Origin of the sequence: Streptomyces ferrugineus, assembly GCF_015160855.1 — a bacterium.
In the GTDB taxonomy this organism is placed as follows: domain Bacteria; phylum Actinomycetota; class Actinomycetes; order Streptomycetales; family Streptomycetaceae; genus Streptomyces; species Streptomyces ferrugineus.
Genome location: NZ_CP063373.1, coordinates 2310971 through 2334727, shown reverse-complemented (window position 1 = coordinate 2334727; position 23757 = coordinate 2310971). Strand labels below are relative to the sequence as shown.

The 23757-nt window shown below is 69.3% G+C and carries 24 protein-coding genes and 3 pseudogenes; 14 read left to right on the top strand and 13 right to left on the bottom strand.

What is annotated here, in order from left to right; translation table 11 throughout:
* The first annotated feature begins 27 nt into the window (after positions 1 to 27).
* Together IM697_RS10635 and IM697_RS45850 are read left to right on the top strand one after the other, a co-directional pair.
* On the top strand, positions 28 to 462 hold the full coding sequence (locus IM697_RS10635; RefSeq protein ID WP_194046917.1) for an Rrf2 family transcriptional regulator: 435 nt from the start codon (positions 28 to 30) through the stop codon (positions 460 to 462).
* Positions 462 to 725, top strand: a pseudogene (locus IM697_RS45850) (hypothetical protein); the annotation flags it as partial. The gene IM697_RS10635 and the pseudogene IM697_RS45850, both read left to right, overlap by 1 nt.
* On the opposite strand, the gene IM697_RS10630 reads toward IM697_RS45850, so the two are convergent.
* Positions 618 to 1817, bottom strand: coding sequence for a globin domain-containing protein (locus IM697_RS10630; protein WP_194046915.1), 1200 nt, complete (start codon positions 1815 to 1817; stop codon positions 618 to 620). The pseudogene IM697_RS45850 and the gene IM697_RS10630 overlap by 108 nt on opposite strands.
* Positions 1818 to 2127: 310 nt before the next feature.
* On the opposite strand from IM697_RS10630, the gene glnA reads away from it, so the two are divergent.
* From glnA to IM697_RS44560, 4 genes and pseudogenes are all read left to right on the top strand, one after another.
* A complete protein-coding gene (gene glnA / locus IM697_RS10625) occupies positions 2128 to 3489 on the top strand; it encodes a type I glutamate--ammonia ligase (protein ID WP_194046913.1) in 1362 nt (453 codons plus the stop codon).
* A gap of 447 nt (positions 3490 to 3936) precedes the next feature.
* The gene (locus IM697_RS10620) at positions 3937 to 4539 is read left to right on the top strand and encodes a hypothetical protein (protein WP_194046911.1); all 603 of its coding nucleotides are present in this window, start codon (positions 3937 to 3939) and stop codon (positions 4537 to 4539) included.
* A gap of 3 nt (positions 4540 to 4542) precedes the next feature.
* Positions 4543 to 4746 (top strand): annotated as a pseudogene (locus tag IM697_RS45845) (MBL fold metallo-hydrolase); the annotation flags it as partial.
* Positions 4747 to 4958: 212 nt separating this feature from the next.
* Positions 4959 to 5324, top strand: a complete 366-nt coding sequence (locus IM697_RS44560; RefSeq protein ID WP_228045183.1) for a ComEC/Rec2 family competence protein — start codon at positions 4959 to 4961, stop codon at positions 5322 to 5324.
* A 127-nt stretch (positions 5325 to 5451) separates the two neighbouring features.
* Here the strand turns inward: IM697_RS44560 and IM697_RS10610 are convergent, their stop codons facing one another.
* Together IM697_RS10610 and IM697_RS10605 are read right to left on the bottom strand one after the other, a co-directional pair.
* Positions 5452 to 5937 (bottom strand): hypothetical protein, encoded by a 486-nt coding sequence (locus IM697_RS10610; RefSeq protein WP_194046909.1) that lies wholly within the window; start codon positions 5935 to 5937, stop codon positions 5452 to 5454.
* A complete protein-coding gene (locus tag IM697_RS10605; protein WP_194046907.1) occupies positions 5934 to 6635 on the bottom strand; it encodes a hypothetical protein in 702 nt (233 codons plus the stop codon). Before IM697_RS10605 ends, IM697_RS10610 begins: the two co-directional genes overlap by 4 nt.
* Before the next feature lie 208 nt (positions 6636 to 6843).
* On the opposite strand from IM697_RS10605, the pseudogene IM697_RS10600 reads away from it, so the two are divergent.
* A pseudogene (locus IM697_RS10600) lies at positions 6844 to 6930 on the top strand (glutamine synthetase); the annotation flags it as partial.
* 164 nt (positions 6931 to 7094) lie between these two features.
* On the top strand, positions 7095 to 7589 hold the full coding sequence (locus IM697_RS10595) for a hypothetical protein (RefSeq protein WP_194046903.1): 495 nt from the start codon (positions 7095 to 7097) through the stop codon (positions 7587 to 7589).
* 550 nt (positions 7590 to 8139) lie between these two features.
* On the opposite strand, the gene IM697_RS10590 is transcribed toward IM697_RS10595, so the two are convergent.
* The 9 genes from IM697_RS10590 to panB all read right to left on the bottom strand — a co-directional run bounded on the left by IM697_RS10590 (position 8140) and on the right by panB (position 13218).
* On the bottom strand, positions 8140 to 8556 hold the full coding sequence (locus IM697_RS10590) for an MvdC/MvdD family ATP grasp protein (RefSeq protein WP_194046901.1): 417 nt from the start codon (positions 8554 to 8556) through the stop codon (positions 8140 to 8142).
* Between the two features lie 7 nt (positions 8557 to 8563).
* Positions 8564 to 8713, bottom strand: a complete 150-nt coding sequence (locus tag IM697_RS44555) for a hypothetical protein (protein WP_228044617.1) — start codon at positions 8711 to 8713, stop codon at positions 8564 to 8566.
* Positions 8714 to 9092: 379 nt separating this feature from the next.
* Positions 9093 to 9584 (bottom strand): DUF6415 family natural product biosynthesis protein, encoded by a 492-nt coding sequence (locus tag IM697_RS10580; RefSeq protein WP_194046899.1) that lies wholly within the window; start codon positions 9582 to 9584, stop codon positions 9093 to 9095.
* A complete protein-coding gene (locus IM697_RS45405) occupies positions 9581 to 9712 on the bottom strand; it encodes a hypothetical protein (protein ID WP_265582712.1) in 132 nt (43 codons plus the stop codon). Before IM697_RS45405 ends, IM697_RS10580 begins: the two co-directional genes overlap by 4 nt.
* 143 nt (positions 9713 to 9855) lie before the next feature.
* Positions 9856 to 10038, bottom strand: a complete 183-nt coding sequence (locus tag IM697_RS10575; RefSeq protein WP_194046897.1) for a hypothetical protein — start codon at positions 10036 to 10038, stop codon at positions 9856 to 9858.
* Positions 10039 to 10135: 97 nt separating this feature from the next.
* Positions 10136 to 11263 (bottom strand): helix-turn-helix domain-containing protein, encoded by a 1128-nt coding sequence (locus IM697_RS10570; RefSeq protein ID WP_228044918.1) that lies wholly within the window; start codon positions 11261 to 11263, stop codon positions 10136 to 10138.
* Positions 11264 to 11427: 164 nt separating this feature from the next.
* Positions 11428 to 12069 (bottom strand): HAD family hydrolase, encoded by a 642-nt coding sequence (locus IM697_RS10565; protein WP_194046893.1) that lies wholly within the window; start codon positions 12067 to 12069, stop codon positions 11428 to 11430.
* 28 nt (positions 12070 to 12097) lie between these two features.
* Positions 12098 to 12247 carry a hypothetical protein gene (locus IM697_RS10560; protein WP_194046891.1) on the bottom strand — a complete coding sequence of 50 codons (150 nt, stop codon included), beginning with the start codon at positions 12245 to 12247 and terminating at the stop codon, positions 12098 to 12100.
* Positions 12248 to 12342: 95 nt separating this feature from the next.
* Entirely contained in the window at positions 12343 to 13218 is an 876-nt protein-coding gene (gene panB / locus IM697_RS10555; RefSeq protein ID WP_194046889.1) for a 3-methyl-2-oxobutanoate hydroxymethyltransferase, read from the bottom strand.
* A gap of 181 nt (positions 13219 to 13399) precedes the next feature.
* On the opposite strand from panB, the gene IM697_RS10550 reads away from it, so the two are divergent.
* The 6 genes from IM697_RS10550 to IM697_RS10525 all read left to right on the top strand — a co-directional run bounded on the left by IM697_RS10550 (position 13400) and on the right by IM697_RS10525 (position 20219).
* The gene (locus IM697_RS10550; RefSeq protein WP_194046887.1) at positions 13400 to 14986 is read left to right on the top strand and encodes an MFS transporter; all 1587 of its coding nucleotides are present in this window, start codon (positions 13400 to 13402) and stop codon (positions 14984 to 14986) included.
* 82 nt (positions 14987 to 15068) lie between these two features.
* The gene (locus IM697_RS10545; RefSeq protein ID WP_194046885.1) at positions 15069 to 15698 is read left to right on the top strand and encodes a TetR/AcrR family transcriptional regulator; all 630 of its coding nucleotides are present in this window, start codon (positions 15069 to 15071) and stop codon (positions 15696 to 15698) included.
* A 188-nt stretch (positions 15699 to 15886) separates the two neighbouring features.
* Positions 15887 to 16936, top strand: coding sequence for an endonuclease/exonuclease/phosphatase family protein (locus tag IM697_RS10540; protein WP_194046883.1), 1050 nt, complete (start codon positions 15887 to 15889; stop codon positions 16934 to 16936).
* Between the two features lie 95 nt (positions 16937 to 17031).
* On the top strand, positions 17032 to 18255 hold the full coding sequence (locus IM697_RS10535) for an MFS transporter (RefSeq protein WP_194046881.1): 1224 nt from the start codon (positions 17032 to 17034) through the stop codon (positions 18253 to 18255).
* A gap of 132 nt (positions 18256 to 18387) precedes the next feature.
* Entirely contained in the window at positions 18388 to 19413 is a 1026-nt protein-coding gene (locus tag IM697_RS10530) for an ATP-binding cassette domain-containing protein (RefSeq protein ID WP_194046879.1), read from the top strand.
* Positions 19410 to 20219, top strand: coding sequence for an ABC transporter permease (locus tag IM697_RS10525; protein ID WP_194046877.1), 810 nt, complete (start codon positions 19410 to 19412; stop codon positions 20217 to 20219). Before IM697_RS10530 ends, IM697_RS10525 begins: the two co-directional genes overlap by 4 nt.
* A gap of 38 nt (positions 20220 to 20257) precedes the next feature.
* Here the strand turns inward: IM697_RS10525 and IM697_RS10520 are convergent, their stop codons facing one another.
* Positions 20258 to 23572, bottom strand: coding sequence for an AfsR/SARP family transcriptional regulator (locus IM697_RS10520; protein ID WP_194046875.1), 3315 nt, complete (start codon positions 23570 to 23572; stop codon positions 20258 to 20260).
* Positions 23573 to 23757: the final 185 nt, after the last annotated feature.

The following is a 23757-nucleotide window of genomic DNA, read 5'->3' as shown; positions in this document are numbered from 1 at the left end:
GAATGCGCATTATCTACGCTACCCGGCATGCGGCTGTTGCGCTCCACCGACCTGGCACTGCGCCTCCTCATGCGGCTCGCCGTCCTGGAGGACGCCACACCGACGACCCGCGAGGTCGCCGCGGACATGGAGGTGCCGTACACGCACGCCGCCAAGGTGGTCGCCGAGCTCCAGCACATGGGGCTGGTCGACGCCCGCCGGGGCCGCGGCGGCGGGCTCTCGCTCAGCGGCAAGGGGCGCACCGCCTCGGTCGGTGCGATCGTGCGGGCCTTCGAGGGGGACGGCGACGTCGTCGAGTGCGAGGGCGACAACCCCTGCCCGCTCAACTCCGCATGCCGGCTGCGCGGCGCCCTGCGGCGGGCCCAGGAGGCCTTCTACGCCTCGCTGGACCCCCTGACGGTGGCCGACGTGACCGCCGACCCGACCGGGCCACTGCTGCTGGAGATCGGCCGCGCCCCCTGAGACCAGCGCCGGTACGACGTTGCCCGCACGGCGAACGCGCCCGGCTCGTCGGCCTCGTGCTCCCCGAGCCGCAGAACCCCCTCTTCCCGGCGTTCGCCGAGGTGATCGGCGGCGCGCTCGCCCAGCTCGGGCCGACGCCGGTGCTGTGCCCGGCCTCAGCCCTCCTGCGCCAGCCACAGGTCCGGCCCGAACACCTCGTAGTGGATGTCGGCCGGTGCCACGCCCTTGCCGATCAGCTGGGTCCGCACCGCCCGCATGAACGGCAGCGGACCGCACAGGTACGCGCGCGTGCCCTGCGGTACGTCGATGTCGGCGAGGTCGACCAGGCCGGTGCGGTGGGACCGCTGGGCGGGGTCGGCGTCCGTCTCGTAGAAGAAGTGGACCGACGCGTCCGCCAGCTTCTCCGCGTACGCCTCGTGGTCGGCGCGCAGGGCGTGCCCGGCGGGCGAGCGGTCGCCGTGCACGACGCGCACCGGGCCCTCGTGTCCGAGGTCCGCGAGCTGACCCAGCATGGCGATCATCGGGGTCACGCCGATGCCGGCGGAGGCGAGGAGCAGCGGTGCGGCGGCGTCCGTGTCGCCGAGCACGAGATCGCCGTACGGCGCGGACAGGCGCAGCCGGTCGCCGACCCGCACGCGCGTGTGCAGGTGCTGGGAGACCTCGCCGTCGGGCGTGGCCCCGCCGTGCACCCGCTTCACGCTGAACTGGCGCAGGGGTGAGCCGGGCGCGGCGGAGAGGCTGTACTGGCGTATCTGCCGGGCCCCGTCCGCCAGCTCGACCTGCACCGAGACGTACTGCCCGGCCCGGAAGTCCGGCGCCGGGCGGCCGTCGGCCGGGCGCAGCCGGAACGTGGCGACGTCGGCGGTCTCCTCGACGCGCCCGACGACCTCCCACTCCCGCCATCCGCCCCCGCCGCGCTCCTCGTACAGCCGCTTCTCGATGGCGATCAGGGCGTTCGCCATCAGCCAGTAGACCTCGTCCCAGGCGGCCGCGACCTCGGGGGTGACGGCCTCGCCGAGCACCTCGACGATGGCGGCGAACAGGTGCTCGTGGACGATCCCGTACTGCTCCGGCGCGATGGCCAGGGAGGCGTGCTTGTGGGCGATGCGGCCGAGCATCGCGTCGGGCCGCTCGTCGGGGTGGTCCACCAGGTGCGTCGCGAACGCCGCGATCGATCCCGCCAGGGCCTGCCGCTGGGTGCCGGCCGCCTGGTTGCCGCGGTTGAACAGGTCGCGCAGCAGCTCGGGGCGGGCGGCGAACATCCCGGCGTAGAAGCGCTCGGTGATCTCGCCGATGGCCCCGCCGACGACGGGGAGGGTGGCGCGCACGGTGGCGGCGGACTGCTCGGACAGCATCGGGTCTCCTCAGGCTCGATCGGCGGCGTGTCAGCGGCCGCCTGCCACCCCATTAAAACTTGCATCTGAGATTCCAATTAATGCGGGGTGGGTCCCGAGGGGCCGGGCATTACGGATGTCGATCCGAGCAGGCAAGATGGGCTCAGGAGCAGCATGCTCGCCGCGGGTGCGGCGTTCAGGGCCGGGTCGCCCGGGCGATCAAGGTCGGCAACGCGCGCGAAACGCGGCTGTGTGATGCTCAGGTGTGCCCGACCGCCTTCCGCGGTACCGGAGACAGGCGGCCTGACCAGCAAGGATGGGGAAGCGCAAGATGGACAAGCAGCAGGAGTTCGTGCTCCGGACGTTGGAGGAGCGCGACATCCGGTTCGTACGCCTGTGGTTCACGGACGTGCTGGGCTTCCTCAAGTCCGTGGCCGTGGCCCCCGCCGAGCTGGAGCAGGCCTTCGACGAGGGCATCGGCTTCGACGGCTCGGCCATCGAGGGCTTCGCCCGGGTCTACGAGTCCGACATGATCGCCAAGCCGGACCCGTCGACCTTCCAGATCCTGCCCTGGCGCGCCGAGGCGCCCGGCACGGCCCGGATGTTCTGCGACATCCTCATGCCGGACGGCTCCCCGTCCTTCGCCGACCCGCGCTACGTCCTCAAGCGCGCCCTGGCCCGCGCCTCCGACCTCGGCTTCACCTTCTACACCCACCCCGAGATCGAGTTCTTCCTGCTGAAGGACCGGCCGCTGGACGGCTCACGGCCGATGCCCGCGGACAACTCGGGCTACTTCGACCACACCCCGACCAACGTCGGCATGGACTTCCGCCGCCAGGCGATCACCATGCTGGAGTCGATGGGCATCTCGGTGGAGTTCTCCCACCACGAGGGCGCGCCCGGCCAGCAGGAGATCGACCTCCGCTACGCCGACGCGCTGTCCACGGCGGACAACATCATGACGTTCCGCCTGGTCATGAAGCAGGTGGCGCTGGAGCAGGGCGTCCACGCGACGTTCATGCCGAAGCCGTTCTCCGAGCACCCGGGTTCCGGCATGCACACCCACCTGTCCCTCTTCGAGGGCGACCGCAACGCGTTCTACGAGTCCGGCTCCGAGTACCAGCTCTCCAAGGTCGGCCGCTCCTTCATCGCCGGCCTGCTGCGGCACGCGGCGGAGATCTCCGCGGTCACCAACCAGTGGGTGAACTCCTACAAGCGCATCTGGGGCGGCGCCGAGCGCACCGCCGGCGCCGGCGGCGAGGCCCCGTCGTACATCTGCTGGGGCCACAACAACCGCTCGGCCCTGGTCCGGGTGCCGATGTACAAGCCCGGCAAGACGGGCTCGGCACGGGTGGAGGTCCGGTCACTGGACTCGGGCGCGAACCCGTACCTCGCCTACGCCGTCCTCCTGGCCGCCGGCCTCAAGGGCATCGAGGAGGGCTACGAACTGCCCCCCGGCGCCGAGGACGACGTCTGGGCCCTCTCCGACGCCGAACGCCGCGCGATGGGCATCGAGCCCCTCCCGCAGAACCTCGGCGAGGGACTGGCCCTGATGCAGCGCAGCGACCTCGTCGCCGAGACGCTGGGGGAGCATGTCTTCGACTTCTTCCTGCGCAACAAGAAGCAGGAGTGGGAGGAGTACCGCTCCGAGGTGACGGCGTTCGAGCTGCGGAAGAATCTGCCGGTGCTGTAAGCGCAGGTCAGGGCGGGTCTCCCGTAGATCCGGCGCATGGGGTCGACGGTCATGCACCGTCGACCCTTTCTCGTTTTATGGACCCTGGGCCGTCTCTGGGCCGTCGCAGCGCCAACCTCGACCGCTGGCCTCGCGTGGGGAGCGGCAGCGGCTTGGGCGTGGCTTTGGCTGGCGCATGCGGTTGGGCGGACACCGGAGGCACGTCTCATCGAGGGCGGCAGATGATTCTGCGAAGTACTCCGAGATTTGCAATCTCGCTGACAGCTATGACTTTTTACTGGTATCAAGTCCACTGTGGCTTTGAGTGCATATGAACGGAAGGCCCGCCTTACCCCAGGCCTGTTGGGGATTGCGCCTGTTACCATCACTGTCGTCGCGCTGGGACTGAAGACTTACCCAGCTATCCCCGTAGCGCTTGGGGTGCTCTCGGCTACGGTCGGTGGGTATGTGCTGTCGGTCCTGGTAGGTAACTCAGGGCGGCGAGCCCAGGACCGGATGTACGAGCGGTGGGGCGGCCGGCCTACGACGCAACTGCTGCGCACCCGCGATGAGAGTAGTAACCCAGGGCAGCGAGACATCTGGCGACAGGCGGTCGAAGGGGTTACGGACGTCCAGTTGCTGAGTAAGCGGCGGGAAGCGGCAAATCCAGTGGCCGCTGATCAAGTCATCGAAGCTGCCACCGATCAGGTGCGTCACCTCGGCCAAGACCCTCGCTTTCCGATGGTAGCTGCTGAGAACGCGGCATATGGCTTTGAGCGCAACATGTGGGGATTCCGCTGGATCGGTCGCTTTGTGGCCCTAGCTTGCTTAGTAGCCATCGGGTTGGCCTGTCTCTTGGCGAGGTACACCTCTTTTCTTGTATCAACAGGGGCTGCAATTAGCGGCGCCCTGATCAATGTCGCATTTTTGATCGGCTGGTGCCTCGTGCCGTCCGAGGAACGAGCGAAGGACGCAGGGTTCCGCTATGCCCGCCAGCTGTTGCATGCGGTCATTCAGGTCAGTCGGATCGAATCGTCAAGTGCCACAGATGCAACGCAGGAGGGTTCCTAGAAGATGCCCCACGTAAAATCTTTCGCTATCGGCAACGGCGATATGTATTATATCTGCCACGGCAGCGACAATTTCACCATTATTGATTGCTCGCTCCCGCCGGACCGGATCGGCAGCATCCTGGCAGAGATCTCCACGCAATCGCAAGACAAGGGTATTACACGCTTTATTTCCACACATCCTGACCAGGATCACATCGGTGGCCTGGTTGAATTGGATGAACATGTCGGTATCCATAATTTCTACTGCGTGAAAAACGCTGCGACCAAGACGGCCCCGACTGTGGACTTCAAGCACTACTGCTCTTTGCGCGACGACACCAAGAAGGCCTTCTATCTTTACAAAGGCTGCACGCGCCGCTGGATGAATGAGAGCAGCGAAGAGCGAGGATCGGCCGGGCTGAGCGTGCTGTGCTGTGGATGGGTGATCTCGAAACGGACTTCATGGAGAAGATTGAAAACAAGGTGGACATTCCGAAAGTGGATGTCCTGTTCGCGCCGCATCACGGTCGCACGTCGGGCAAGGTGCCGCGGGCGTGGCTGGAACTTATGGATCCAGGGCTGGTGGTGATAGGTGAAGCACCCTCGGAGTACCTCCACTACTATGCTGGCTATAACACCATCACCCAGAATTCTTGTGGCGACATCTTGTTTGTGACGGACGACAAGAAGGTCCACATCTATGTCGCTGATAACGCCTACAGTGTCAATTTCCTTGATGACGAAGGTCGTGATCACGAGGATGGTCTTTACTACATCGGTACTCTCGGATGCCATGAGAGCTAGAGTTGGAAACTCTTGACTCGCAAGGCGAACAGCAGAGTAGCTCCAGGATTGCCGATATCTCTTGTTCGGACATCCTGGAGCTCTGGCACCTTCTGCTCTTCTCTGTCTTGTGGCGAATTAGGGCGACTTAGGACAGGGGTGGTGTCAGGGTCTGTCCAGCGGCGCTTGTAGACCTTCGTGCTGCGTCCGCAACCGCCTTAATGGCGGCCGAGTCGTGGCGACGAAGAATAATGACCAGCGCCATGCCGATCAGGCTGGGACCGCACAGAAGTGTGGCCAGCCACCAGGCATCCTTGGCGACATAGACGCCTGCGCCGAGCATCGCCACGCTGAGGACTGCGCCAACGATGAGGCTTACTGTTTTGAACCGATGTTGGCGCTTATCGCGTTTGTCGCGGGCCTCGTGTTCTGCCTTCACCGCCTGCATATCGAGCTGTTTCATGCGTATCTGGTGCTCACGCTGCAACTGGGGCTCCAACGCCTCTAGGGCAATCTTGAGCTGTTCCGGGCTCCCTAGAGCCTGTCCCCACTTCATAGCGATCTCAAGGCCAGCCGAGACTAAGGGGTCATTGTCGCGCGGTGCAGGGACCGCGCTGCTGTTCTCGATGGTCACTGCCTTGCGCCTCCGCCGCCGCTTTCTACTGGGCTGAAATTGAGTCCCGTGGATTCTGGTGGTGGCCCAAGGCGGAGGAAGAGCCTGGCCAGAGTATGCTCGATGGTCTCTTCCGCTTTTGCTGCGGCAGTCCGAATCTCTTCGGCGTCCAGATGTCGCACATCGAAATCAGGATCCGCCTGCGACCGGCGCTGATTTCGAATGACTGAATCCCTCAGTGCAGCAATCACGAGCGGATCGTGGCTGAGACTTCCCGGCTCACGGGGTGGATAATCCGCGAGGGATGCGCGCGCCCTTGCGCGGGCTTTGTCCACCGCTTCATAGGAGGGAAGGTCGTCTGCGACGATCACGGCGATTTCGTTTAAGACAGTCATCGCGATCTTTGCTGGATCAGGATCCACGAGTGATGCATTCGGCAAGTATCTCTGGATGACATCATGATCAATGAGGTAGATCAGCAGGTCACGATGGTCGGGTATTGAACGGGAACTGAAGATGTAATCGGCGAGATTCGAAGCTGCCGAGACTTCCGGCCGTCTTTCGGTCGATGTGAGAGCGCCGTAGCCGAGACGCCCCTCCGCGGACGCATTTAGTGCGGCCATCTTCTCTAGCATTGCTGCGATCGCTGAGGCCTCGTGATCAACCCGTTCTGCTGTGTCCTTGCGTAAGATTTTCGCAAACTTGCTGAGAAAGTTCATGCCACCCCCAGGAGGCGTCTGCCTTGATTCAAGGTAGCGAGGTCAAGGCGTGCAGGGGAGTGATTCTGCAAGATCGGTTCATTCGGGCCGTCTGTGGGCCGTCGAAGAGTGGCCCACAGCGACCAACAACCACCAATGACGACCGTCCGACCGCAGGTCAGCGCTGCGTCGACGTCGAGCACGTGAGGTGGCGCCGGGCCAACGTCACTTCCTGCGCAACAAGAAGCAGGAGTGGGAGGAGTACCGCTCCGAGGTGACGGCGTTCGAGCTGCGGAAGAATCTGCCGGTGCTGTAGGCGTAGCCAGGAGCGGACCTCCCGCTCATTCGACGAAAGAGGCCGACGGTCGCGGACCGTCGGCCTCTCCGCGTCTCGCGCCCTTGGGCTGGCCGCTGAGCCGACCGTTAATGGATCACCAGCCAGGGGTAGGGCACCGGTACTTTGCGCCTGGGAGGGCTTGAGTGGCCAGCTTATTCGGACTGATCGCATCCGCCGGTGTGGTGGTGTCACTGCTCGTCGCGGCCTGGCAGACACGGGAACTTACTCGCCAAACCGCCATCAACAACGGCATCGCGGGTGCGGCTGCCATCTACAACGGAATTGAGCGGATCCAGCACTTCGAGAGCTACATCGCCGCAGAACCCTGGCTGCATGCCCACTTCTACGAGAATGCCGATCTCCCGTCGGACGAGAATCAGCGTGTCCGTGTTCTCGCTCTCTCTCGCATGCTCGCTGACGTGCTGACGTATGGCCTCATGATCTCCATACTCAACCCCGAGATGCGGGGTTACGGGGGCTGGAAGAACTTCGCGCTGGTGATGCGTGGCACGTGCCCCTCGCTGGTCGAAGTCGTGAATGAACACCCGGAGTGGTGGCCGGCGCTCGCAGAACATTGGGAGGCATACCCGGACTCCGGGGAGGGGCGAGCGGCGGGCGCAATGAACTCGACGCAGTGAGTGCCGTGGTTCCGAGGCGTCGCGGCGCTCTCATGTCCACGGAGGCGCGGTCTGGCTACATTTCGTCTTCGACGACACCTGCGGCAATCTGATCCAGATCGCGACACAGCCGCGGTAACGGGCCGGGGCGGGCCGCGTCGGCTGACGGCCGATGGCTGATTGCCGACCGGGCACGGGCGTCGCCGCGTAGGGCGGCGCCTGGCTTATGCCGAGTGCACCGTGCGCGTGAGATGCCCGCGTGTGCGCTGCGTTGCAGGTCAGAGGCAGCATGGGCCCTGTCTCACAGCACGTGTGTGAGAAATCTGTGAGATGGCGACGTCCCCGGATCGCTGCCCGGAATGGCACGACAAGGGCCCCGCCGCAAGAGGCTTCCGGTTCTTCCACGCGGCCGGGGCCGTGTCGTTCGGAATCCACCATCGCGGCGGAGTCCGCGCTTCAGAACCGTGCACACGGCATATGCGCGTACACGGCAGTCACACGGGGTGTGAGAAGACTCCGCCCATCCGCCACGGGGAAGCAGACGAGCGGGGCCGGCCAGGGGCTCAGGCGGTCAGGTTCCACCGGGTCGCGTCGGGGAGATGCCAGACGGCTTGTACTCGGCGCGGGACATGGCGGCGGGGTGGTTGACCCAGCGGCAGTCGAGGGCCGAGATGATGCCGCCGAGCCCGGCGCGGGCCTGGGCGGCGGCGAACCTGCGTTCGGGCCCAGACATGGTTGCGGGCAGGTCAAACGGGGTCGGCGTGCGGTAGTAGACCGCGGAGACGTCGGCGAGGTCGACGGTGCGGAGCGGGGTGGCGAGTCCGCCGGACCACCCTCGCCGGGCGTCGACGCGCCCGGCGAGGGTGAGTTCCTGAGGGAACTCGGCGGTGTCCATGCGGAACACCTCCGCTCCACCGTCCGTGAGAGCCTTGACGACGCGGTCGGTCGACCAGTCATCACGCGCCGCGATCACGAGAACGGGCGGCATCACGGCATCAGTCCTTCGGGCCCTCGTCGAGAGGCGGGGGGTTGTTCGGGTCGCCGTCGGGGATGGTCGGGTTGTGCGTGCCCATGTAGGGCAACGGGCCGTCGAACAAGCCGACTGACATCTGCAACGCCTCGTCGTAGACCGCCGGCGGCTTCACGATGGCCTGCGTGGCGTCGGGGACGCGCGCGAAGCGAAGGATCCACTGTCCGCACCGGTCGGAGGCTCCGTGCTGTAGGGGATGCGTCCGCCCTCGGGCGCGAGCGGGAACGCTTCCCGCATGTCTGCAACTGTCATGAGATGTCTGTCCTTTGGTCGATGCTCGCTGCTCGGCGGTGAGCCGGCTGGCTGGGGGCACCTCGAAGCGCCGCAGTTCCCAGTTGTCGGCGTCCGTTGTCATGTCGTCGGTGGTCGTCGGTTCTCCTTGTGGAACCCCTCCCGCCGCAGGCTTGCGGTCCTGCGACGGGAGGGGTGTCCTGGGCGCGACCCTGCCCCTTCGTTCGCCGTGGGCCCCTCATCGCCGGGGCAGGGCTGGGGTGTCAGCGGCGGGGGCGGCCCGTGCTCGCACACGCGGCGTGGATACGGCCGGGCAGCTTCGCACCCCCGGACGGGCTGACGTGCTCGTACTCCAGCGACCCCTGACCGTCCTCGATCGGCTTGTCGCACGCCAAGCACATGGTTGAGCCCTTGAGGGCATCGTGGTGGTCGCACAGGGCCACGACGGAGCGCGCGAGGCGCTTCACGCGCTCCACTTCGCCGAGCAGGCCTGCGGCCTCCGGCTCGTGCAGTCGCCGGCGGGCCTCGCCGACTCCGGCCATGGCCACCTGCGCGGGCACGTCGTCCTTGGGCAGGGCTGCGGCGAGTTGCTCGACCGCAGGGATCAGGTGTTCCACGAAAGCGGCGAGGTCCCGGTGGTATTTCTTCGCGCTCTCGTGGCGCGGCAGCGTGCGCTGATCCAGGAACCAGGTCGCTGCGGCGCGCATCGACACGATGCCGGGCATCGCGTCGGTCTCGTCCTGGGTGGTGTTCACCGGGTCACCGCCGACTGTCCGGCCTGATGCTGCCCATCCGGCAACTCCTCGACGGGCTTGACCTCCCGGGTGCCGCTGTCCTCCTTGATGATGCCTTCGCGTGTCACGGTGTACACGCGCAGCGTCATCTTGACTCCGGGCTTTCTCGGGGCTGTAGCGTTCCTCATGTCGACGCTCCCTCGCTGGTTCGAGCGTTGGCCATGCCCCCGGCGCCGTGCGCGCGGCTGCCGGGGTCCGTGGACCTTGGTCCTTCCGGTGTTCACGCAGCGGCCTAGCTCCGGCACCCGCACGTGACGATCTGCCACACCTGCGTGCTGCCTCGGACCACGACATGCCCAGCCGCGCGCAGGGGTTCGTGCACGGCCCCGCAGTCGAAGCAGGCCTCACCGTGCAGTCGGACGATGCTCACGCGCCCGTCGATGACCGTCGGCGCGGGCGGGAGTGCGTCGGGCATCCCCGGTTCCCATCTGCTGGTTCCTACGCGTGCAACAGATGGTGGGGACAGCAAAGGGCAACAAGTACCCCGGCGAGGGGTAGTTGGGGTAGCTCGGTCAGGTGGCGGCGCACCACTCAGCGAAGTTGCTGAGGCTCTCCGAGTCGGCACGCTTCAAGCGGCGCAGGGTGGCAGCGTCCTCACGCACCCACGGGTGCTCGCGGGTGTGCTGGGGGGTGATACGGCGGGCGACCTTGAGTGACTCGAAGGCATCGTCCGCGAGTCCGGACCACAACTGTGCACGCCCGAGTTCGATGTAGAACCCGGAACGCCGCTCCGCCGGAAGGTCGTGAGGCGGCTTCCATTCGCTGGCTGCGTCAAGGGCGCGGCCGACATGATCGCCGCCAAGGCTCACGGCGACCGACACTTCGTGGATGCGCACGGATTCCGGGCCGAACGCCGTTCCGCAATAGATGTCTTCGAGCACCCGATCGGCCAGCGTGCGGGCCTCATCGAGGTGCGTGGCTGCCGCCGAGGCATCACGTGCCCGGCCTGCGACGACGGCGGCCCGCATGTGGAGGGCACCCCGACTCGCGATCTCCGCCACGGTGGTGGCGGGGGTGGCGTCCAGAGCGAGTTCCAGCGCGCGCTGACCCACGGCGTGAGCACGGGCAGCGAAGAAGGTCTCCGTCCGCACGTAGGCGACGGCGGCTGACAACAGTGGATCGTCAGCCTCTGGAACTGCCCAGCGCATGAGTTCGATCAGACGAGCTGACAGGTCGTGGGCGCCGAACTTGTAGGCGACGGCGTCCGCGGACCGGTACGCCCGCACAAGGAGCCCGGCCAGCTCGGCTCGCTGCTCGGCGGGGGCCACGCGGTAGGCGCGGGCGAGCTCGGCGAGCAGGTCGGGCAGCCGCCGGGCAATCAACGTGTATTGCGCTCCCAGTCGCCAGCGGGCGGCCTCGCTGACCGCTGCGCGCAGTTCATGGGCGGGCCGGACAGGCCCGTCTTCGGGAAGGTCGTACGAAGCGATCACTGCGGACAGTGCGGGGAGCGCTTCATGGACACGGGTCTGAGCCGGTTCACGATCGGCGCATAGGCGCGTGGGGTCGATCCCGAGGGCCTCGGCGATGGCTTCGAGCGTAGATTCGCTCACACCCCGCTCGCCCCGCTCGATCTTGCGGATGGTTCCAAGAGACACGTTGGCAGCTGCGGCAAGCCGTTCCTGCGTCAGCTTCGGGCGCATGACGCCGCGATAGTAGGCGATCCGCCCGCCCACACCGCCTCTCCCAAGTGCGTGCATACCGGCTCCAGTTCGGTGCGTCCACTCCGAACCGTACCCGCGTCGAAACGCCGCGTTGCACACGAACGGCCGCCGCCAGCTCAGGCTGGTGGAGCCGCATCGTTCGGTCAGCCCTTCACGATCTCAGTGAGCTGGGTGAGGCTGTCGATCCGCCAGTCCGCCACTGCCACTACCTCCGGGTCTTCTGCCCACAGGTGCCCCCACGGTCCGCGGCGCAGGTGCGCCACACGCAGCCCGGCCGCCTTCGCCGGGAAGACGTCGTTGGCCGGATGGTCGCCGACATACAGGCTTGCCCTCGGAGCAGCCTGCGCCACGTCGAGCACCCGCCGGAAGAACTCCGGCTGCGGCTTCGCTACACCCCACTCCCCCGAGGTGACGATGAGATCCGCCGGTAGATCCAGGTCGCGCAACAGCTCAGCGGCGCGGGGAGTCTGGTTGCCCGCGATGACGACCCGCACACCAGCCTGCTGGAACATGGACAGGGCTGGGCGGACGTCGTCATACAGGTCGCTCTCGTCAAGGTCCTCGCCACGGCCGGCGGCTTCGCGTGCGTCGTACTCAGCCGCGACATCGATGCCGGGGAGCGCAAGGCGGAGGGCTTCGGCGTTGTCCTGCCCGCGGGCAACGACCGCTCCCACGAGGGCAGAGAGGGTGTGGCGGGGAATGTCCAGCCAGTCGGCCCACAGTGCCCAGTAGCGGTCGTCCCGGGTGATCGTCTCGCCGATGTCCAACACGATGGTCTCAATCACCCTGGGAGCCTACGGCCCACGACAGGCACTAGAGGTCCGGCCAGGTCGTCAACACGGTACCTCCCGCCTCGTCGACGAGGATGTTGCGGACGTCGGGCAGGCCCCAGCACGGCGTTCCCCAGGAGACGAACCCGGTGTCCACCGGTGCGCAGCTGCCCTTTTGCCATGTACCCACCATGTCGGAACCACAGGGACAGCCCGCCGACGGGGGAAGATCGGCGGGCTGTCGTGGTGGTGCCGCAGTGGTTCAACGGGCCGCAGCCCCAACCCGGCTCAGTGGACGGAGTGCTCCTCCCGCGGGAACGTTCCACCGACCACGTCCTCCGCGAACGCCTTGGCCGCGTCGCCCATGACCGCGCGGAGGTCGGCGTACTGCTTGACGAACTTCGGGACCCGGCCGGCGGTCAGGCCCAGCATGTCCGTCCAGACCAGGACCTGCGCGTCGGTCTGCGCGCCGGCGCCGATGCCGACCGTCGGGATGTGGAGCATGCGCGTGACCTCGGCCGCCAGTTCGGCCGGCACCAGCTCCAGGACGACCGCGAACGCGCCCGCGTCCTGGACCGCCTTCGCGTCCCGCATGAGCTGCGCGGCCGCCTCCTCGCCGCGGCCCTGGACGCGATAGCCCATGGCGTTGACGGACTGCGGGGTCAGGCCGATGTGGGCCATGACCGGGATGCCGGACTCGACCAGCAGCTCGATCTGGCGGTGCGAGCGCTCGCCGCCCTCCAGCTTGACCGCCCCCACGCCGGCCTCCTTCACCAGCCGGGTCGCCGAGCGCAGCGCCTGCACCGGGCCCTCCTGGTACGAGCCGAAGGGGAGGTCGCCGACGATCAGGGCGCGGGACGTGCCGCGCACGACGGCCGCCGAGAGCATGGTCATCTCGTCGAGGGTCACCGGGACCGTGGTGTCGTAGCCCAGGTGGCAGTTGCCCGCGGAGTCGCCGACGAGCATGACCGGGATGCCGGCCTCGTCGAAGACGGACGCGGTCATCGCGTCGTACGCGGTGAGCATGGGCCACTTCTCGCCGCGCTCCTTGGCGGCGGCGATGTCGCGCACGGTGATGCGGCGGGTGCTCTTACCCCCGTACAGCGCCTTGCTGCCGTCGGAGGGCTTCGCCTGAGGCGTCTGGGCAGCCGAAAGCTGCGTCATGGCAACGGCTCCTTCATGTCATCTCGAGGCGCCCTGACGGCGTCCCCGGATCCCCTCCATGGTGGCACTTCGTGCCGAGGGCTGCCAGGCCCCCTCATGTGAGTTCCGCCCCGCGTAAATTCTCGGTAAGAGAATACGATACGAGACGGTTCCGTATCGTAAAGCAGGTACGGTCGACGACATGACTTCTCCCGCCGCCCCAGCCACCCGCATACCGGAAGCGGTGCACCGGCGCCGCTGGGCGATCCTCGGCGTGCTGATGCTCAGCCTGCTGATCGTCGTGCTGGACAACTCGATCCTGAACGTCGCCATCAAGACCATCTCGACGCCGGCCCCGACCGGCCTCGGGGCCACCCAGAGCGAGCTGGAGTGGGCGATCAACGCCTACACGCTCGTCTTCGCGGGCCTGCTGTTCAGCGCGGGCATCCTCGGCGACCGGCTCGGCCGGAAGAAGGTGCTGCTCGGCGGGCTCGCCGTGTTCGGCGTCGGCTCCGCGCTCGCCGCGTTCTCCGGCTCGCCGGGCGAGCTCATCGCGTTCCGCGCGGTCATGGGCCTCGGTGCCGCCTTCGTCATGCCGGCCACGCTCGCCGTCCTGATGAACGTCTTCGAGCGGGAGGAACAGCCGAAGGCCATCGGGATCTGGGCGGGCGGCGTCGGGCTCGCCATCGCCATCGGGCCGATCACCGGCGGTGTCCTCCTCGACCACTTCTGGTGGGGGTCCGTCTTCCTCATCAACGTGCCGATCGTGATCATCGCGCTCGGGCTGATGCTGTGGCTGGTTCCCGACTCGCGTGATCCGAAGCCGGGGCGGATCGATCCCATCGGCGTCGTGCTCTCCGTCGTCGGGCTCGTCCTGCTCGTCTACGGCATCATCAAGGGCGGCCAGCTCGCCGACTTCACGGACCCGGCGGTCCTCGCCACCATCGCCGCCGGTCTCGCCGTCCTCGCCGCCTTCGTGGTGTTCGAGAAGCGCAGCGACCATCCGTCCATCGACATCGGCTACTTCCGCGACAAGGTGTTCTCCGCCGCGATCGGCGTCATCGCGCTGGTCTTCTTCGCCCTGATGGGCGTGACCTTCTTCTCGGTGTTCTACACCCAGAGCGTGCGCGGCTACACGCCGTTGCAGACCGGCCTGTTGATGCTGCCGCTCGCCGCCGCCCAGATGATCTTCGCGCCGCGCGCCCGGCTCCTGGTCGACCGGTTCGGCAACCGGGCCACGACCACCGGCGCCATGCTGCTGATCGCGCTCACGCTGGCCGCGTTCGCCACCTTCGAGGCGGACACGCCGATCTGGCTGCTCGAGGTCGTCTTCTTCCTCATGGGCGCCGCGATGGCGCACATCATGACCCCGATCAGCGTCGTCATCATGCAGGCACTGCCCCGCGAGAAGGCCGGTTCCGCCTCCGCGCTCAGCAACACCTTCCGGCAGGTCGGCGGCGCCCTCGGCATCGCCGTCCTGGGCTCGGTCCTGTCGACGGCGTATCGGGGCGGCATCGACGACCGGCTGACGGTGCTGCCGGAGGGCGTACGGCACACGGCGGGCGAGTCCATCGAGGCCACCCTCGGCGCCGCCGCCCGGCTCGGCCCACGGGGCGAGTCCCTGGTCGGCCCGGCCCACGACGCGTTCCTGCACGCCATGCACATCACGGCGCTGTGGGGAGCGGGCATCGCGGTGCTCGGCGCGGTGGTCGTGGCGCTGTGCCTGCCGGGGCGGTCCACGGCGCCCCAGGAGGGCGAGGAGAAGCCGGAGTTGGTGGCCTCGGAGTAGCGGACGCGCCCACGTCGCCGTCGTACCCGACGGGGACGCGCCCGGGGGACAATCAGCACACCCCACGGAAAGGACCGACCCAGTGAGCCTCGCCGACAGCCATTCCCGGCAGGACGGGCCCGTCAGGGGCCGCCCCCGCAGCGAGGCCGTGGAGCGGTCCATCATCGAGGGCGTCATCGGGCTGCTGGAGGACGGCGTGCCGCTCTCGGAGCTGTCCATCGAGCGCATCGCCCGTACCGCGGGCGTCGGCAAGGCCACCATCTACCGCCGCTGGAACGGCAAGGAGGAGCTGTTCGTCGACGTCGTACGCGCCGCCGAGCCCCCGGACCCCGAACTGCCGGGCACCTCGGTGCGCGACGATCTCGTGACGCTGGTCGAGCAGTTGCGCCGGCGCGGCCTGATGAGCCGTTCATCGGTGCTGCTGCACAACGTCATCGCCCAGATGAAGCACAGCCCGAAGATCTGGGAGGCGTATCACGCCATCGTCGTGGAGCCGCGGCGCCGGAAGCAGCACGAGATCCTGCGCCGCGGGCAGGAGAACGGCGAACTGCGCACGGACATCGACGTCGACGTGATGAACGACATCGTCTTCGGCCCGATGCTGGTACGTGCCGTCATGCGCCCGGACGCCGACCTTCCGGAAGGGCTGGCGGAGCGCATGGTCGACGCGGTGCTGGAAGGTCTACGGCCCGTCAGTTCACCGACCCCGTAGCACGCATGTGCGCGTTTCGTCACAGAGCGCGCTTTCCCGCGCCGCAACCGGAACTCGCGCAACCGACTTGTACGTCCTCGCCCCCGTACGGCCGTCATGAGTACGGCAGGGACGGAGCCGATCATCCCCTAGGGTTTCCTTGGGCGCGGGGGGACGACGGTGTGCACGGCAGGTAGTGAGGCGACGGTATGGCGCAGCAGGCGTACGTGACGGAGACGGACAGCGGAGGCTCGGGACCCGAGCCCCGGGAATCCGGGGTCCGGCGCCTGCTCGATCGGCTGCTCGCGGGATGGCGCGGCGATGTGCGCGTCTGGCGGCGGGGCATCGTGCTGGCGGCCCTCGCGGTGATCCTCGCCCTGGTGATGCTGCTGCACGCGCAGATCCCGAACGCCATCGGCAACCTCGGCAGTCTGACCGAGACGTTTCTGCCCTGGCTGGGCCTGTTCGTCCCGGTACTGCTGGTGCTGGCCCTGGTGCGCAGGTCCGCGACCGCGCTGATCGCCGTGCTCATCCCGGCGATCGTGTGGCTGAACCTCTTCGGCGGCCAGCTCACCGACAAGACCGGCGCCGGCGGCGATCTGACGGTGGCCACGCACAACGTCAACGCCGACAACGCCGATCCGTCCGGCACCGCCCGGGACGTGGCCGCGTCCGGCGCGGACGTGGTGGCCCTGGAGGAGCTGACGGCGGCCGCGGTGCCGACGTACGAGAAGGCGCTGGCGGCGACGTACAAGTACCACTCGGTGCAGGGCACGGTGGGGCTGTGGAGCAAGTACCCGCTGAGCGGCGTCAACCCCGTCGACATCGAGCTGGGCTGGACCCGTGCCATGCGGGCCGTGGTGAACGCGCCGTCGGGGCAGGTCGCGGTGTACGTCGCCCATCTGCCGTCGGTGCGGGTGAAGGTGGAGGCCGGGTTCACCGCCCGGCAGCGCGACAAGAGCGCCGACGCGCTGGGCGAGGCCATCGCCGACGAGCCGCAGGGGAAGGTCGTCCTGCTCGGGGACCTGAACGGCACGATGAACGACCGCGCGCTGCGCGCCGTCACCGCCCAGATGCGCTCCACTCAGGGCGCTTCGGGCAACGGGATGGGCTTCAGCTGGCCGGCGTCGTTCCCGATGGCGCGGATCGACCAGATCATGGTGAAGGGCATCGAGCCGGTGACCTCGTGGACGCTGCCGCAGACCGGGAGCGACCATCTGCCGGTGGCGGCGCGTGTGAGGGTCGACACGTCCTCTTGACCGGAGGAATACCGGCCCTTCGAGGGTTTGTTCCGAAGCTGAACATATGCTTGATCCGGAACTCCGCACCTCCCTCGAAAGGCACGGCTCTTTTCATGCCACTGGCACTGCTCGCCCTCGCCGTCGGCGCCTTCGGCATCGGTACGACCGAGTTCGTGATGATGGGACTGCTGCCCGAAGTCGCGAACGACCTGCACATCTCGATCCCCACCGCCGGGCATCTGGTCTCGGCGTACGCGCTGGGCGTCGTCATCGGCGCCCCGCTGCTCGCGGCGGTCACGGCCCGCATGTCCCGCCGTAGCGTCCTGATCGGCCTCATGGCCCTGTTCGTGGCGGGCAACGCCCTGTCCGCCTTCGCCCCCGACTACCACTGGCTGATGGCCGCCCGGTTCCTCAGCGGCCTGCCGCACGGCGCCTTCTTCGGCGTCGGCGCGGTCGTGGCGACGAACATGGTGGCGCCGGAGCGCAAGGCCCGCTCCGTGTCGCTGATGTTCCTGGGCCTGACGATGGCCAACGTCGCGGGCGTGCCGGTGGCCACCCTGATGGGGCAGCACCTGGGCTGGCGGGCGACGTTCCTCGGCGTGAGCACGATCGGCCTGGCGGCGATGGCGTCGCTGGCGCTGCTGATCCCGCGCGCCGAGGCGCACGCCGCTCCCGCGGCCGGCCTGCGCGGCGAGCTGGCCGCCCTGCGGTCGCTGCCGGTGTGGCTGGCGCTCGGCACGACGGTCGCGGGCTTCGGGGCGCTGTTCGCCGCGTACAGCTACGTCACGCCGATGCTGACCGACGCCGCCGGATACGCCGGGACCAGCGTGACGCTGCTGCTGGCGCTGTTCGGCGTGGGCGCGACGGCGGGCAACCTGCTGGGCGGCCGGCTGGCGGACCACGCGCTGCGCGGGACGCTGTTCGGCGGCCTGCTCTCCCTGGCCGCGGTGCTGGCGCTGTTCCCGCTGATGATGGCGGCGGCGTGGAGCGCGGCCCTGGCGGTGGCCCTGCTCGGCATGGCGGCCTTCGTGACCGGCTCCCCGCTCCAGCTGATGGTCATGGAGAAGGCGTCGGCCGCCCCGTCCCTGGCCTCCTCGGCCAACCAGGCCGCCTTCAACCTCGCGAACGCCGGCGGCGCCTGGATCGGAGGGCTGGCTCTTGCGGCGGGGTTCGGCGTGACCTCTCCGGCGCTGGCCGGGGCGGCGCTGGCCGTGCTGGGCCTGGGCGTGGCCGGGGCCGCGTACGCGGTGGACAGGCGTCGGGTGGCACGGCCGGCCGGACGCGAGCGCGTGGTCGCCTCGCACGTTCCGCAGCAGACCGAGACCGTCCAGTACTGACTCTCGCCCGTCCTGCGACACAGGGGCGCCCGGTGCGTACCGGGCACCCCTTGCCGTATGTCGGCCGGGACGTAGGCCGCGTGTCGGCGGCCTGTCGGTGTTTTGTCGGTGCGCCCTGGCACCGTCGTGCCCATGATGCGAATCGACGACAAGCCGGGCGGCGCGGGCAGCGCCGTCCGCGTGCGGGGGTTGGTCAAGCACTACGGCGAGACCAAGGCCCTGGACGGTGTGGACCTGGATGTGCGTGAGGGCACCGTCATGGGGGTGCTGGGACCGAACGGGGCGGGCAAGACCACCCTGGTGCGGATCCTGTCGACGCTGCTGGCGCCGGACGCCGGGCAGGCGACCGTCGCCGGATACGACGTCGTACGGCAGCCTCGGCAGCTGCGCCGGGTGATCGGGCTGACCGGGCAGTACGCGTCCGTGGACGAGAAGCTCCCGGGATGGGAGAACCTGTACATGATCGGGCGGCTGCTCGATCTGCCCCGCAAGGAGGCACGCGCGCGTGCCGACGCGCTGCTGGAGCGGTTCTCGCTGACCGAGGCGGCCAGGCGGCCCGTCTCCACCTACTCCGGCGGTATGCGGCGGCGGCTGGACCTCGCCGCCTCCATGATCGGGCGGCCTTCCGTCCTCTTCCTCGACGAGCCGACCACCGGGCTCGACCCGCGGACCCGCAACGAGGTGTGGGACGAGGTCAAGGCCATGGTCGGGGACGGGGTGACCGTGCTGCTGACCACGCAGTACATGGAGGAGGCCGAGCAGCTGGCCTCCGAGCTGACGGTCGTGGACCGGGGCAAGGTCGTCGCGGACGGCGGCATCGAGCAGCTCAAGGCCAAGGTCGGCGGGCGGACGCTCAGGGTCCGGCCGGTCGACGCCCTGCAACTGCGCCCGCTCGCCGGGTACCTCGACGAGCTCGGCATCACCGGGCTCGCCGCCACCACCGTGGACACCGGCACCGGCGCCCTCCTCGTGCCGATCCTCAGCGACGAGCAGCTCACGGCCGTCGTCGGTGCCATCACCGCGCGCGGGGTCACGCTCGCCTCCGTCACCACCGAACTGCCCAGCCTGGACGAGGTGTTCCTCTCCCTCACCGGCCACCGCGCCAGTGCGCCCCAGGACACCGTGCCCACCGACGACCGCGAGGAGGTCGCCGTATGAGCGCCGCCACCCTCTCCACCCATGACGCCCGCATCCCGCTGCGCGGGCATCTGCGCCACACCGGCGCGCTCGTCCGCCGCAACCTCCTGTGGATCCGGCAGGATCCCGAGTCGATGTTCGACGCGCTGCTGATGCCGGTCGTCTTCACCCTGCTGTTCGTGTACGTCTTCGGCGGCTCGATCGGACAGGCCCTCGGCGGCGGTCAGGACGGGTACGTGCAGTACGTGATCCCCGGCATGATCGCGATGATGAGCATGACGCTGTCCCAGGGCGTCGGCACCGGCTTCAGCCAGGACTTCAACTCCGGTGTCATGGACCGCTTCCGGTCGCTGCCGATCGGGCGCGGCTCGGTGCTGTTCGCGAAGATCTCCGTGGAGCTGCTGCGGATGCTGTTCGCGACGGCCGTGCTGCTGGTCGTCGCCGTCCTGGTCGGCTTCGACATCAACAGCTGGCCCGGCCTGTTCGGGGCCGTGGGGCTGTCCGCGGTGTTCGCCTCGTCCATCATGTGGGTGTTCCTCACCCTCGGCGTGGTCCTGAAGAACGCCCAGTCCGTGCAGGCGATGGGCTTCATGGTGCTGTTCCCGCTGCAGTTCGGCTCGTCGATCTTCGCGCCGACGAACTCGATGCCGGGCTGGCTGCAGGCCTTCACCGACTACAACCCGCTGTCCACGCTCGCGGACGCGGCGCGCGGAATGATGGTGGGCGGCCCGGTCGCGCACGACCTGTGGATGACGCTGGGCTGGTCGGCGGCGATCACCGCGGTGATGGCGCCGGTCGCGATCCACAAGTTCCGCACCAAGAGCTGACGCGGGCCCCGTGCGCGCGTCAGAGCCCTGTGCGCGCGTCAGACGAGGGCGGCGGCCTCCTCGGGGGACAGGCCGCCGCCCTGCGCGTACGCCGCCTCGAAGGCCTCGTCGTCGAGTACGGCGCGCAGGGCCCGCTCGGCCCAGGCGTACGTCTCGCGCTCGATGGCCGTCGGGACATGTCCGGCCGGCAGCAGCGCGTCGCCGGCGGCGAGAGCGCGGGCGCCGTCGGACGCGCGGCTCCCGTCGGCGACATGGGCGAGGGCGACCGCGGCGATGTGCAGGAACACGGCCCGCATGTGCGGGGCGATGGCCTCGGACAAGGGGTCCCGGGCGCGCTCCAGCGCCTGGCGGGCCTTGGCCAGGCAGTCCTCGTACCGGCCGTCGGCCGCCTCCACCCAGGCCTCCGAGCCGAGGATGAAGGCGTCGAAGAGGATGAAGTGGGCGATACGGAACTCCTCGCGCAGCAACCGGAGCTGCTCGCGCGCCTCGGGGATCCGGCCGGTCATGCCGAGCCGGCCGGCGAGGAAGAGCCGGGCGGCGGGCATCCCCTCGTTGCTCAGGCCGTCCCGCACGGCGATCACCTCGCGCAGCATCCGTTCACCGCGCTCGGCCTCCCCGGTCTCCAGCAGCGCGCTGCCGAGCCTGGCCTGGAGCACCGCCCGCTGGGCCCGGGCGCCGAGCCGTTCGGCGATCTCGATCGCCGCCTCGTAGTCGGCTCCCGCCAGGTCGTGGCGCCCCCTGCGCTCATGGCACTCGGCCCGCGAGGAGAGCGCCTCGGCGGTGCCCCACAGGTCGCCGAGGCGGCGGTAGATCTCCAGCGCCTCGTCGGCGTCACGGGTGGCGTCGCCCGCCCAGTCGCTGCGGTTGGCGAGCAGATTGGCGCGCCAGTGCAGGCTCGCGGCGAGCTCCCACTCGTATCCGGGCGTCTCGCGCGAGGTACGGACGGTGGCGTCGACGACCGTCCGCATCCGCTCGATGTCCCCGGTGAGCATGACGGCGAAGACCCACAGGGAGCCGGGGATGCGGCAGGTCTGCGGCAGGCCCGGCTCGTAGGTGGCGGAGATGGCCCGCAGCTTCGCCTGCGCGGCGGGGTTCTCCCAGGCGTCCAGCTCGGTGTCCATGCAGGCCAGATGGGCGAGATGGACACCGCGCCGGGCCTCTTCGAGGGTCTCTCCGGTCCATGGGGGCGGGGTGTCGGTGCAGCGCTCCCAGACGGGGGCGGCGGGGCGGACGGGATCGGTGAACGGGTCGGGGCCCAGGGCCATGACCTCCCGGCACCAGTTGCGGGCCTCGACGCGCAGGTCACGCATCTGCCAGTACCAGGCCAGCGACAGGATCAGGCACAGCCCCTCCTGCTCGTCGCGGTCGGCGACGGCGTGCCGCAGGGCGGTGCGCAGGTTCTCGTACTCGCGTTCCAGCCGCTCGATGGTGGCGAACTGACCGGGGCCGCGCAGCAGCGGGTCGCAGGCGCGGGCGAGTTCGCGGTAGTACGTCAGATGCGCGCGCTCGGCCTCGGCCCGCCGCCCGGTCTCGTCGAGCCGTTCGCCCGCGTACTCGGCGACGGTCTCCAGCAGCCGGTAGCGCATCTCGCCGTCGCCCGAAGGCGCGGCCACCACCAGGGACTTGTCGACGAGCGAGCCGAGCGCCACCAGCGCGGCGGGTCCGCACACGGCCTCGGCGGCGGCGAGGTCACAGCCGCCGGCGAAGACGGACAGCCGGCGCAGCACCTCCCGTTCGTCCTCGTCCAGCAGCTCCCAGGACCAGTCGACGACGGCCCGCAGGGTCTGCTGGCGGGGCAGGACGGTGCGGCTGCCGGAGGTGAGCAGCAGAAAGCGGTCGTCGAGCCGGTCGGCGATCTGGCGCGGGGTCAGCATGCGCAGGCGGGCGGCGGCGAGCTCGATGGCGAGCGGGAGTCCGTCGAGCCGCCGGCAGATCTCGGCGCAGGCCTCGGGGTCGTCCTGAGTGCGGAACCCGGGCCGGGCGGCTGCCCCGCGGTCGGCGAGCAGCCGCAGCGCGACGGGCTGCGGCAGCGGGTCCACGGGGCGCAGCAACTCCCCCGGTACGCCGAGGGGTTCGCGGCTGGTGGCCAGCACCGTCAGCTCCGGGCAGCGCTCCAGCACCTCCTCCACCAGGCGGGCGGCGGCCGCCACGACATGCTCGCAGTTGTCGAGGATCAGCAGCATCCGGCGCTTGCCGCAGTGCTCGGCGAGCCGCTCCACGGGGTCGTCGTGCCGCTCGTTCGCCGCCCGCATGGCCTCGGCGCCGGCGCCGTACAGCACGGTCTCGCGGGCGCCGACGGCGGTGAGCACGGCCTCCGGTACCGCCTCCGGGTCGTCGACCGGCGCGAGCTCGGCCAGCCACACCCCGTCCGGCGCCACGTCCCGCGCGGTCTCGGCGGCCTCCTGCGACAGCCGCGTCTTCCCGGCGCCGCCGGGGCCCAGCAGGGTGACGAGCCGGGCGGTGGCGAGGTCACCGCGAATGGCATCGATGTCGCTCTCCCGGCCGACGAAGGAGGTGAGGCGGGCGCGGAGGTTGCCGGTGGGCGGGGGTGACGTGGGCGCGGGCCTCGGACGGCGGGCCTCCGCCTCGGTCGCGGTGTCGTGGCCGGCGCGGTACGCCTCCTGCGTCGGCCGGAGCAACTCCCCGTGCAGGGCCCGCAGTTCCGGACCCGGGTCCGAGCCGAGCCGGTCCGCCAGGAGGTGGCGTACGTCCTCGTAGGCGGCCAGTGCCTCCGCGGTACGGCCCGCGTCGCGCAGGGCGCGCAGGCGCAGGGCCTGGAGGGGTTCGTCGAGCGGGTGGGTGTCGCACAGGGCGGTCAGCTCGGGCAGGGACTGCTCGGCGTGGCCGAGGGCGAGGGCGGCGGCGTGCCGGGCGCGCAGGGCGTCGAGGCGGCGGGTCTCCTGGCGGGCCGCCTCGGCGGTGCGGTCGGGGAGGTCGACGAGGGCGGGGCCGCGCCACAGGGCGAGGGCGTCGTCGAGGATGCCGGCCGCCTTGGCGGGGTCGCCGTCGGCCAGCGCGCGTGTGCCCTCGCCGACGAGCCGCTCGAACCGGTGCAGGTCGATCTCGTCGGGCGCGGCGGCGAGCCGGTAGCCGCCCTCCGTCGAGAGGATCGCGTCCGCCCCGAGGACCCGCCGCAGCCGTCCGACGAGCGCCTGCAGCGCGCCCGTGGCGTCGGTGGGCGGCTGCGCGCCCCACACCTCGTCGACCAGCAGCCCCACGGTGACGGTCCGCCCACCCCGCAGCGCCAACACGGTCAGCAGTGCGCGAAGCCGCGCCCCGCCGACCGGAACGGGGCGGCCGTCGGGGCGTAGTACCTGGGTGGTGCCGAGGATGCGATAGCGCACGGGATCCATTGTCTCTGGTGGAGTCGGGGCGGTCACAGGGTTGGGGGGCTCGGCGGGGCGCGGGCCGCGCCGAGGCGGCCGAGCGCCCCTGCCGGGGCCCATGACCCCACCCTCCCCGGAACCACCACCCCACCGCGAGACGTTTTCCCCGTACGCCCGGTACGGTCGGGCAGGTCCTTCCCGTCCCGTCCCCA

Excerpts from the sequence above, each read along its gene's own strand:
- IM697_RS10635 (WP_194046917.1), top strand. The coding sequence starts at position 28 with ATGCGGCTGTTGCGCTCCACCGACCTGGCACTGCGCCTCCTCATGCGG.
- IM697_RS10630 (WP_194046915.1), bottom strand. The coding sequence starts at position 1,817 with ATGCTGTCCGAGCAGTCCGCCGCCACCGTGCGCGCCACCCTCCCCGTC.
- glnA (WP_194046913.1), top strand. The coding sequence starts at position 2,128 with ATGGACAAGCAGCAGGAGTTCGTGCTCCGGACGTTGGAGGAGCGCGAC.
- IM697_RS44560 (WP_228045183.1), top strand. The coding sequence starts at position 4,959 with ATGGGTGATCTCGAAACGGACTTCATGGAGAAGATTGAAAACAAGGTG.
- IM697_RS10605 (WP_194046907.1), bottom strand. The coding sequence starts at position 6,635 with ATGAACTTTCTCAGCAAGTTTGCGAAAATCTTACGCAAGGACACAGCA.
- IM697_RS10590 (WP_194046901.1), bottom strand. The coding sequence starts at position 8,556 with ATGCCGCCCGTTCTCGTGATCGCGGCGCGTGATGACTGGTCGACCGAC.
- IM697_RS45405 (WP_265582712.1), bottom strand. The coding sequence starts at position 9,712 with ATGACGCTGCGCGTGTACACCGTGACACGCGAAGGCATCATCAAGGAG.
- IM697_RS10575 (WP_194046897.1), bottom strand. The coding sequence starts at position 10,038 with ATGCCCGACGCACTCCCGCCCGCGCCGACGGTCATCGACGGGCGCGTG.
- IM697_RS10570 (WP_228044918.1), bottom strand. The coding sequence starts at position 11,263 with ATGCGCCCGAAGCTGACGCAGGAACGGCTTGCCGCAGCTGCCAACGTG.
- IM697_RS10560 (WP_194046891.1), bottom strand. The coding sequence starts at position 12,247 with ATGGTGGGTACATGGCAAAAGGGCAGCTGCGCACCGGTGGACACCGGG.
- panB (WP_194046889.1), bottom strand. The coding sequence starts at position 13,218 with ATGACGCAGCTTTCGGCTGCCCAGACGCCTCAGGCGAAGCCCTCCGAC.
- IM697_RS10550 (WP_194046887.1), top strand. The coding sequence starts at position 13,400 with ATGACTTCTCCCGCCGCCCCAGCCACCCGCATACCGGAAGCGGTGCAC.
- IM697_RS10540 (WP_194046883.1), top strand. The coding sequence starts at position 15,887 with ATGGCGCAGCAGGCGTACGTGACGGAGACGGACAGCGGAGGCTCGGGA.
- IM697_RS10535 (WP_194046881.1), top strand. The coding sequence starts at position 17,032 with ATGCCACTGGCACTGCTCGCCCTCGCCGTCGGCGCCTTCGGCATCGGT.
- IM697_RS10530 (WP_194046879.1), top strand. The coding sequence starts at position 18,388 with ATGATGCGAATCGACGACAAGCCGGGCGGCGCGGGCAGCGCCGTCCGC.
- IM697_RS10525 (WP_194046877.1), top strand. The coding sequence starts at position 19,410 with ATGAGCGCCGCCACCCTCTCCACCCATGACGCCCGCATCCCGCTGCGC.
- IM697_RS10520 (WP_194046875.1), bottom strand. The coding sequence starts at position 23,572 with ATGGATCCCGTGCGCTATCGCATCCTCGGCACCACCCAGGTACTACGC.